Annotated in this window: 7 protein-coding genes; 2 read left to right on the plus strand and 5 right to left on the minus strand. The window is 42.2% G+C overall.

The window, feature by feature from the left end:
• Window positions 1–1,037 (minus strand): IS1634 family transposase (locus G3T18_RS22775; protein ID WP_224412890.1); only part of this gene is annotated, 1,037 nt, incomplete at its 3' end.
• A gap of 374 nt (window positions 1,038–1,411) precedes the next feature.
• On the opposite strand from G3T18_RS22775, the gene G3T18_RS22780 reads away from it, so the two are divergent.
• Window positions 1,412–2,989 carry a peptidylprolyl isomerase gene (locus tag G3T18_RS22780; protein WP_224412891.1) on the plus strand — a complete coding sequence of 526 codons (1,578 nt, stop codon included), beginning with the start codon at window positions 1,412–1,414 and terminating at the stop codon, window positions 2,987–2,989.
• Window positions 2,990–3,132: 143 nt separating this feature from the next.
• A complete protein-coding gene (locus G3T18_RS22785) occupies window positions 3,133–3,912 on the plus strand; it encodes a hypothetical protein (protein ID WP_224412892.1) in 780 nt (259 codons plus the stop codon).
• 81 nt (window positions 3,913–3,993) lie between these two features.
• Here G3T18_RS22785 and G3T18_RS22790 read toward each other — a convergent pair whose 3' ends face one another.
• The 4 genes from G3T18_RS22790 to G3T18_RS22805 form a co-directional block, all read right to left on the minus strand.
• The gene (locus G3T18_RS22790) at window positions 3,994–6,444 is read right to left on the minus strand and encodes a CHAT domain-containing protein (protein ID WP_224412893.1); all 2,451 of its coding nucleotides are present in this window, start codon (window positions 6,442–6,444) and stop codon (window positions 3,994–3,996) included.
• Window positions 6,445–6,612: 168 nt separating this feature from the next.
• Window positions 6,613–6,834, minus strand: a complete 222-nt coding sequence (locus G3T18_RS22795) for a DUF5818 domain-containing protein (protein WP_224412894.1) — start codon at window positions 6,832–6,834, stop codon at window positions 6,613–6,615.
• A complete protein-coding gene (locus tag G3T18_RS22800; RefSeq protein WP_224412895.1) occupies window positions 6,831–8,600 on the minus strand; it encodes a S8 family peptidase in 1,770 nt (589 codons plus the stop codon). The genes G3T18_RS22795 and G3T18_RS22800 overlap by 4 nt, the downstream gene beginning before the upstream one ends.
• A 127-nt stretch (window positions 8,601–8,727) precedes the next feature.
• Window positions 8,728–9,117 (minus strand): hypothetical protein (locus G3T18_RS22805; RefSeq protein ID WP_224412896.1); only part of this gene is annotated, 390 nt, incomplete at its 5' end.

Below are 9,117 nucleotides of genomic sequence, written 5' to 3' on the forward strand. Positions count from 1 at the left end.
CTTGTCAACTGATGATATTTAGATTTTTTCAATAATTTTTGTGACGCTTTTTTAGCATCAGGAATACAAGCAAAAGTCTGACGGCTTAATTGTCGGACTTTCTGCTCGGCTTCACGGGCTTCTTTGACCAGATTTTTTTCGAGTTTCTTTAAGTCAGATTCGCGACGCTTCTCGCTTTCAACTACTAACCATCTTTGTGAAATTCCCCCATAGGTTTTGGTGACTTCTTTGTAGCTATATCCTTGGATTTGACTAGGCTGAAGCTCTTCAGAACTGATATCTTGAATCAGTTTCTTTGCTAGTTTAATTGTAACTGGAACGCGACTTAGCCAAGAAATGCTTTGACTTAGTTGAAGATTTTCTTGGCTGTAAAATGCACTATCTACTACCATGAGACTGTCCCATTTTAATTGGGATTTGTAGTCCCTCATGAGCCGAGAAAATTCTTTGGTGTCTGAGTCATTTCCCTTGCCAATTTCTACCCATAATGGCACATCTCCATCGTTGCTACAAATCAAATTCATCATGAATTGTTTTAAGTCTGGTCGCTTATCCTTGGAATAGCCATAGGTGATTTTTACAACTGATGGTTGTTCTTCTTCTTGGAATTGGGGCGATTCGGTTTGATCTTGTCCTTGAACTTGGAATGAACTCGAATCTAAATGGACTGTTCCCACGTCAATTTGGTATTTTTTTACCACTTCCAGAACAATTGAGATAAAGATTTGATTTAATCCCGTTTGATACAGTTCATCTAATACTCTTCCCAAGCGTTCGTCATTCAAATATTCTGGTTTAATTCCTTTTCCCAATAAATGTTCTGTCGCTTTTCCTGAAAAGAAACGACTGAATAAATATAAGGGTGATGAGACTAATCCTAATCCATTCAAAATCATTCCTTTGACCACTTGACCCGCACTAATTTTCTCGGTTTTATGAGAGGGAATCAGTTCATTGATTTGGGAGACGATGCCAATTTCATCAATAATTCCCGCTACGAGACCTAAGTGGTCTAAATTGCTGACTTCAATGGACATAGATTAGCTGCCAAGTATCTTTTTCTCTCATTTAATTTTGACACCTCTTGCCCACTTTTTCCCCTTGACTTGACTCAGTATTTCTACTTAGCCCTACTTGACACACAACATCTTACATTTTGTCGTGCGGAATGTGGGCTGTAAGGTTGTAAAAATTACCACTGCTAATTAGCACTGCTAAATAACAATGTTAAATTTTCTAACCTTACAGGGGTCAGGCTAAGATGAGTAATAAGATAAATCCCAATCATGCTACAAGATAAGTTACAAAGGCACTTCAAGATGAGAAAGGTGAGTAGCGCTTGAGTAAAAAGCACGCCTAAGTCAATGAACCAAAGGAAAAACCAGACACAACAAGGATTACAAGGGACTTTATGCTTCTACAACTCGGAAAACGACAAATTGCTGTTGAAGAAGTAATCTCACTTCTGGAAAAATCTCAATTGCTACCGCAGTTGCAAAGGGAGTTGATTGTCGAACAGGCGATCGCGCCTTATCAGTGTACCCCAGAAGAAGTAGATCGTTTATGCGAACAGCTAGAACCCGAACGCCAGCGTCAGGGAATTTCTCAAGAAAAGTTACGAGCGATCGCTACTCGGAAACTGAGACTGGAAAAATTTAAACAAGCTAACTGGGAGCATAAACTCGGAGGCTACTTTCTCTCGCGCAAAGCTCAACTAGATAAAGTAATCTACCTGTTGCTGCGGACTAAAGAAGCAGAAGTAGCTCAAGAGCTTTATTTCCGCATTCAGGAAGACGAACAATCTTTCTCCGACCTCGCAAAGCAATTTTCCCAAGGTCCAGAAGCGAAAAATGGCGGTAAAATAGGACCGATCGCCATGAGCAATCTTCATCCGCGATTAGCTCAAATTCTCCGCAGCGTTGAACCAGGTAAGCTTGCTCCTCTATTTCGTTTAGAAAATTATTTTGTCATTGTCCGACTGGAAAAAATGCTTCCCGCTCAGTTAGACGAGCGTATGCGTCAGCAATTGCTCAACGAATTGTTTGAAACCTGGCTGAAAGAAAATCTCGACAAAGAAGAAAACGAGCTTCCTGAGACTCCCAAAGAAGAAGTACAGTTGGTTAGTGCGACAACTGAAGCACCTCCCCAACCTGAAGCAAAACCCGATCTCGAACAAGAAGAAGTAGCAGTAGAGGAATTAGAACTTCCCCCAGAATTGCAAGCTGAGGAAATTCCAGAAATTCCGCCAATGGAGGCAGAAATTCCCCCCCAAGAGTCAGTAACAACTACTAAGGCTGAATCAACTGAGTCAACAACAGTTGGTTTTGAAGATACACCGGAAATAGTCGAATTAGCTGACGAAACTCCAGAAACGCCTCGCACTCCTAATCACTGGCAAAAATTCTGGAACAATAAAATAGCAGTTAGATTAGCCGCTTGTCTGGTTCCCTTACTCATCGGTGGATTTTCGCTTTATTACTTAGCGAGTCCCGGGGGACAAAAAACTACAGTTTCGGCTGAAGCTGATGTCCCAGATACAGAAGCTTTCCGAGTTGCGGTTAATCACGCAATGACAGCCGCAAATCTGACTCAAGAAGCAAAAACTACAGAAGAATGGGATCGAGTAGCCAGTGAATGGCAACAAGCGATCGCACTGCTGAAGATTGTGCAAAATGACGATCATAATTATCCTCTCGCTCAAGAGAAAATTGGCGAGTATCAAGAGTATCTTAATTATGCTCAAGATAACGCTACCCAAGCAGTTGATGCTTTCCGCGTGGCTGTGAATAACGCAATGGAAGCAGCAAATTTGACCCAAACAGCCCAGAATAGCGAAGAATGGCAAAAAGTCGCCAGTCATTGGCAAGAAGCGATCGCCCTCATGAAAGCAGTTGAGAAAAATGACCCTAATTATCCTGTCGCACAGGAGAAAATCGCCGAGTATCAAAACTATCTCAACTATGCGAAAAATAATGCTTCCGGCGCTTAGCGAGCGATCGCTAGTAACCGATCGATGCAGCTACGTGAAAAGGTTATGCTAAAATGCCTTCGAGCTAGTGTATCCCCCTCGAAGTGGAAAGGACGCGATCGCTGGCTTGTCTGGTAATCTTGGGCAGCTTTAAAACCTCTTCAATGATGGAAAATTCTTCAATCGAACATTCTCAAACGAATCAACAGAGGTCTTTGCAGAACTTTGTCTACCAAATTATTCGCGATCGCCCCTGGATCTTAATTGGTGGATTATGGACGATCGCCGCGATCGCGGCTGCATACGGTTTTGTCGGTGTATTTAGCGCCGGAAAAGATCCCGAACCGCAAGTAATATCTTCCCCGACGACTACTTTTGAGGAAGTACAGCCCAGAGAATCAAAACCAAAACCCACCCCAAACACCGTACAATCAACTCCCAAAACCGAAAAACCTGTCGAGAGAGTTAACCCAGTCCAAACAGTACAAGAAGAAACCTTTCCTGTCTGGTTATTTGCTGGAATTATTTTCGCCTGTGGTGCGGGTTCTCTCTTCGTACTCAATAGCTTGAAGCCGAGTAATACCCGGAAAACGTTAGTTCGTTCCCAAACCAGACCAAAACCAAAACCAACAAAAGCTAAAATCAACAGTCCAGCACCCTATCGAGAGCGAACTAATCGCCCAAAAGTAAAAAAAAAGAAAAAAAAGTCTCGCCCCCCTGCTAAAGGTTCAGCGATCGCGAAACGCCCTCCACTCAAAGGTAAAAGTAAGCGCCCGAAATCTCCCTTATCTCGTAAATCATCTCCTCTCACCCCCAAACCGATGATTACTGTCTTACCTCCAGAAGAAGTTAATCGATTAGACCAAAAAGAAGAAAGTCTTGCCGATATGCTCGATCTACGCAAGCAACGTTCTCTTTCTTCCTTAATGGATCGACAAAAGTAAGGGGACTGGAGAAATTTTGAGAGAGGGAAGACAAGGGAGAATTGTTGGAAAAACTGGTAAGGTGCTAATCCCCAATCCCCACTACTGACTAGAAGTCTTCAAAAGTTCTTGCCAATCGGCGATCGCCGATTCTAACCACATCCAATTAGAAGCAAGGGCTTCGGGACGAAATTGTTCTGGTGCTTCCGTAATAACTTTTTGACGTAATTTTATGGCTTTATCATCAAGAAATTCTTGTTGATTTCCCGATTGATTTTCTGCTAATTTCCAAAGTCCTAAAGCCAGTCCAGCATAAGGATTTAATCGTTCTTCGGGTGGCAGATTTGCTGTTATTTCTGGTTGTTTTTCCATCAAATCAAGTGCATCATACCAAGCTTGTAAAGCCTCATTATATTGACCTTCAGAATAATAAGCAAAGCCTAAAGCATTTAAATAAATTACCGAATTAGCTCCTTGTTGAAAAGCTATTTCCCAGTAACGTCGCGCATCACTAATACTGTAATTTTCATTGCCAACTTTAACAAATTGCCAAGCTAATCTTCCCCGTAAAAAACTAATTTCTGGGTCGTTAAGTTGTTCGGGAGGAACCGCAGCTAAAGCCGCCTGCGCTTGAGGTAAAGCATTACGTTCTAATAAAGCAAGAACTGCGACTTCTCCTTGTTCGATATTTCCTTGAGAAAATTGTTCGATTGCTATTCCCGCAACGGTAGAAGTTTCTGCCGTTTCTAAATTAATAGTTGACGAAAGATCGGGTTCAGAAGTCTCATTTGGTACGGGAGCAATGAGCGGATTTGATAATAACTCTCTGGGGGTTGGTTCGCGGTTAAGAAAGAACCACAAACCGAAAACAGCGATCGCTACTAGCCCGGTTGCACTTAATAGCTTAGTAATTAAACCTTTATTTCGCCACCTACTAGGTGCTTTTTTCGCTGGTTGTGGGTTTGTAGTTGCTTCGGGTTCAACAGCAGTTATTTCTGGTTGAGAAACAGTTTCCTTATCTAGCTGAATATTTTCTTCCTCAACTGCTTCTGGTTGTTCAGAATCAACTTCAGTAATTGGGGAATTTCCCGAAAATTCACTCAATAAATCTCGAACTAAAGCTGAAGCTTCCTCATCATCCTCACCACTGCTGGAAAATTCTGCCAAGAATTCATCTTCATCTCGATCCTCAAAACCGAGGTCATCTTCTTCAGACAAATCATTTGGTAAACGTGGTAATTTATTAGCACGCTTGCGATCGTCAAAAAAAGAAGCAGAAGTCATGCGTTCAGAAGGCAAAAATAAAGCTTCTTCTTCTTCAGTTAGGTTGTCTGCTATCAATAATTCATCAGAAAATTCCGGACAATCCTCATCAGTCGGCGGTTCCAAATCAATCAAACTACCATCAAATTCTGGATGTAAATAAAGTACAGGTAAAGCCCAGTATAATTGGTTGGAACCATAAGCAGAAATTAAACCTTGTCTAGCACGACTGACACTTTTATCGATCGGATATCCTTGATTGATATTACGATAAAGAAATTTCGTCAAACTTAAGGCTACTCGATCGGGAATGCGTTCCGCCATCGCCAAAACAGCAGGAATACCCCGTTTAACCAAAGCTTGGGCTAAATTGCGTTCAGTAACGGATTCTCCACTTTCCTCAAAAGCACCGCGACAAGAGTTAAAGACAGCGAATTTAATCCCATTATTCACCAATAATCCGGCTAAATCATCGCCATAGATTCTCTCAGTTAACCCAGTTTGACGACTAACTAAATAGATATCACCACCAGATTCTCCCAAATTTGAGTGACCAGCGTAGTGAAAAACCTGATACGATCCTTGTTCGAGAGCTTGAGTAAGTTGCTCTCGTCCCGGTTGTTCGAGAATAGTTAACTCTATCGGTGGTAAATTGTTCGGTGGACTGTAGCGTAATTCCTCTTGCAACTCGCGCGCTTCCCGTTTTAACTCCAAACTTTCTCGATCGCTGGGAGCCGCGATCGCCATTAAAATTTTTAATGGTTGTTCTGGCTCTAATTTTGCCACTACTGCGGGATTGAGCAGACAAATATTCGGTTGATAACGAGAAAACGCAATATCAGTAACGCTAGCTAAAGGACGATCTTCGGCGTGGAGAACCTCCCAAGGTAAGCGAGTTGTCGCCACATCCTTAAATCCTAAACGCAAACGGATGTAAGAGCGTTGATTGTGAGCAATACCTTGCGCGATCGCCCAACTCTCCCGTAACTTACCATAAAACAAAGCCTGATAAAGTTGCTTACCAAAACTAACCAAATTCAGAGAAGATTGATTAGCCGTCTCCGACTCATCCGTCTCCGTAAAAATAAAATCATCTTCAAACCAACTATTACCTTGCAACAAACGCAACAAAGGGTCATTCATCAAATGCTTCGCTTGCGCTAACCATTCTTCAGTAGACCAAATTACCTTCTCCTCAGCAGGAGGTACTCCTGGTGCGACTTTCTCAGTCCGCACCAGATATTCATCATTTCCAAGGGGAGTTACAGAAAGCTGAAATTCCTGGGGCATTAAGTTCTCTATAGCTCAATTTCACGCCACGAGCAAAACTTCTCTTGTATACCTAGATTAATCTCAACCAGCGAAAGTTTCCACCAATTGTCATCCTGAAATTAGTTGTAGAGACATAGCATTGCTACGTCTCTACTTTGCCACAAACTCAAAGTTGAGAAATTGAAGTCACATCTTTTTAAATGACTTAACTTCTAACACAGGTCCAATCATCGCGAAAGTCATCACATCATCTCGCACTTCACCTTCAACCTTGACCTTTAGCCCCGATTTTTGCAAATCTGAAGGCGCATCCTTAAGTTCGTAAGTTTCGCCTTTATCAGTAACTAAAGCCCAAGTACCTGCACCCATTTCTTTGCGTTCGACAGTTCCCTTGACAGTAATACTCATGCTAATTTCTTCTCTCCTTGACTTGCCCAATATGCTAAACCAAAGCAGAGTAAAGCATTAACAATTAAGAAACTACGAGCAAAAAAGGCACTACCCAAGCCCCAAACGGCGGGGGAGACAAAAGCACTTACTCCCAAACAAGAAGCTACACCCAAAGCCGTACCGATCGCAAACCACTTCCATTGGGAATGTCCTAACAGTAGCACGACGAGGATAAAGGGAAGCAAAGCGCTGGCAAAAAATGGGTTTAACTGTACTGTACCTTGAACCGCATTTCCTAATTCTGGCAGAGAACTACCCATGACTCGGAAGGGCCACTGAGGTAAGTCAAAGATATAAAATCCTTTTAGGAAGAATAGCCCAGAACTACCTGTAACTAAACCCGTAGTCAGCGACCAACTCCAATTGAAGGGGAAATAGTTGCGTAAAAACCAAGCTAGCAAATAGGAACCGAGAACCATAACCACTTTCGGGATTAAGGCGATCGTACCACCATCAATCCAGAAACGCGGGTTGAGATAGCCATTATCGCGCAGCCAACGGAAGAAGTCGCGGAAGGTGATTTGCCCCTTCAAAGCTAATTTTACTGCCGCTCCTGCGTCTAAATGACCAGCACCAAAATGATTTAAGGGGTCTTCCTCAATTTTACGCACTGATTGTTTGAGAATTTGTAAAACCTCCGCAGGTTCTTCAATCCCACTAGCTTTAATTAAAGCAGCTACACCAGCAACGTGAGGTGCTGCCATACTTGTACCTTGAAAAGCTGCAAAAACATATTGTCCGTTACTCGGATCGATCGTTTCTTGCAAAATCTTACCAGCTTCGCTGCCACCAGGAGCAGAAATATCTACACCAGCCCCAAAGTTAGAATAAGGTGCTTTGTTACCTGACGCATCGATCGCGGCGACGCTAATTACGCGAGGATAACGGGCTGGATAAGCAGAAGCGTTTTGGTTAGCATTTCCTGCGGCTGCGACAATTACGACGTTTTTGTTGTAAGCATAGTTAATTGCTTCTTCCATGATGTGTGACGCACCGCCACCGCCTAAGCTCATATTAATCACATTTGCGCCATTATCGGCAGCAAATTTAATTGCTTCGGCGATATCCGCTACTTGTCCGCCACCACTAGCTGATAATACTTTTAAGGGCATAATACTGGCTTCGTAAGCGACACCAGCTACACCATAAGCATTATTTGTTGATTGAGCGATCGTACCAGCTACGTGCGTACCGTGTCCTTGGTCATCGGAAGCATCAATTTTATCATTGACAAAATCGTAGCCTTTGACTAATTTAGTCTTTTTCAGGTCGGGTACTTGAGTAACCCCAGTGTCAATAACTGCGACAACGACACCGCTACCTTTGGTTTCATCCCAAGCAGGCTCAACATTAATACTACGCAAATTCCACTGTTTCGCGTAATCTGGGTCATTAGGGATATCAAAAGCACGATAAATGTAGTTTGGTTCGATATATTCGGTATTTTGCTTCAAACTAGACTTTTTTAAAGCCTTGAGTAGCCTTTTTTTACCTTCAACTACATAGACATTATCCGCAACCGAAAATTCACTATTGAGGCGAGGGGTGAGATTATACTTTTGAGCAATATCCGCTAAATCTGACTGAATTTCCGTCGCTGGAATATCTTCCCGAAAGTCAAGTACAATCGAATCAAACTCGCCTTGGTTTGCCAAGCCTTTAAAATTAAACAAGGCAAACCCTAGCCCCACAACAAACAAACACAATAATAAGAATTTTCTCATAGCCACCATTGGCTCCACCAAGCGCACTTTGTGACTTCCACGATAACTCATCTAGTTGAGGAATGGCGAAACTCACGCTGTCGAGATGTTGCATTTTAGTCTCTACTTTGATAAGGCGCTAGCTAACTTAAACTTTAGCTAATACTTCTGCTACTGCTAGTTGTGGAGAAGTAACTGAAGTTGCTTCTGCATCAATTAGTTCCTTTACGCGCTCAAAAATTAAGACTTCTTTTTCTTCCTGGTCGGTTAATTTATCATAAAAATAACTATCTGTCAACCACTCAGCAAAGGCAATTTCTAGTAAACCATTTTCCTCTAGTTTTACCCGCCAATACTGGGAAAGTCTGTTATCTACTATTTCAAATAAAGGTGCTGGATTAGGAATTGGGTAATAAGTATAGCGATCGTCGCAAAGATAATACCATGTTTGCCCCCGTGTTGAATTGATTGCATAAACGACGTATTCTCGCTCTAGTGTTAAATCAAACTCAAGTTCTTTTGTATAACCACGAACTGG

This window comes from Oscillatoria salina IIICB1 (assembly GCF_020144665.1).
Taxonomy (GTDB): domain Bacteria; phylum Cyanobacteriota; class Cyanobacteriia; order Cyanobacteriales; family SIO1D9; genus IIICB1.

What these genes read in the sequence shown, in the direction of transcription:
- G3T18_RS22795 (WP_224412894.1), bottom strand. Translation starts at nt 6,834, where the DNA reads ATGAGTATTACTGTCAAGGGAACTGTCGAACGCAAAGAAATGGGTGCA.
- G3T18_RS22785 (WP_224412892.1), top strand. Translation starts at nt 3,133, where the DNA reads ATGATGGAAAATTCTTCAATCGAACATTCTCAAACGAATCAACAGAGG.
- G3T18_RS22780 (WP_224412891.1), top strand. Translation starts at nt 1,412, where the DNA reads ATGCTTCTACAACTCGGAAAACGACAAATTGCTGTTGAAGAAGTAATC.
- G3T18_RS22800 (WP_224412895.1), bottom strand. Translation starts at nt 8,600, where the DNA reads ATGAGAAAATTCTTATTATTGTGTTTGTTTGTTGTGGGGCTAGGGTTT.
- G3T18_RS22790 (WP_224412893.1), bottom strand. Translation starts at nt 6,444, where the DNA reads ATGCCCCAGGAATTTCAGCTTTCTGTAACTCCCCTTGGAAATGATGAA.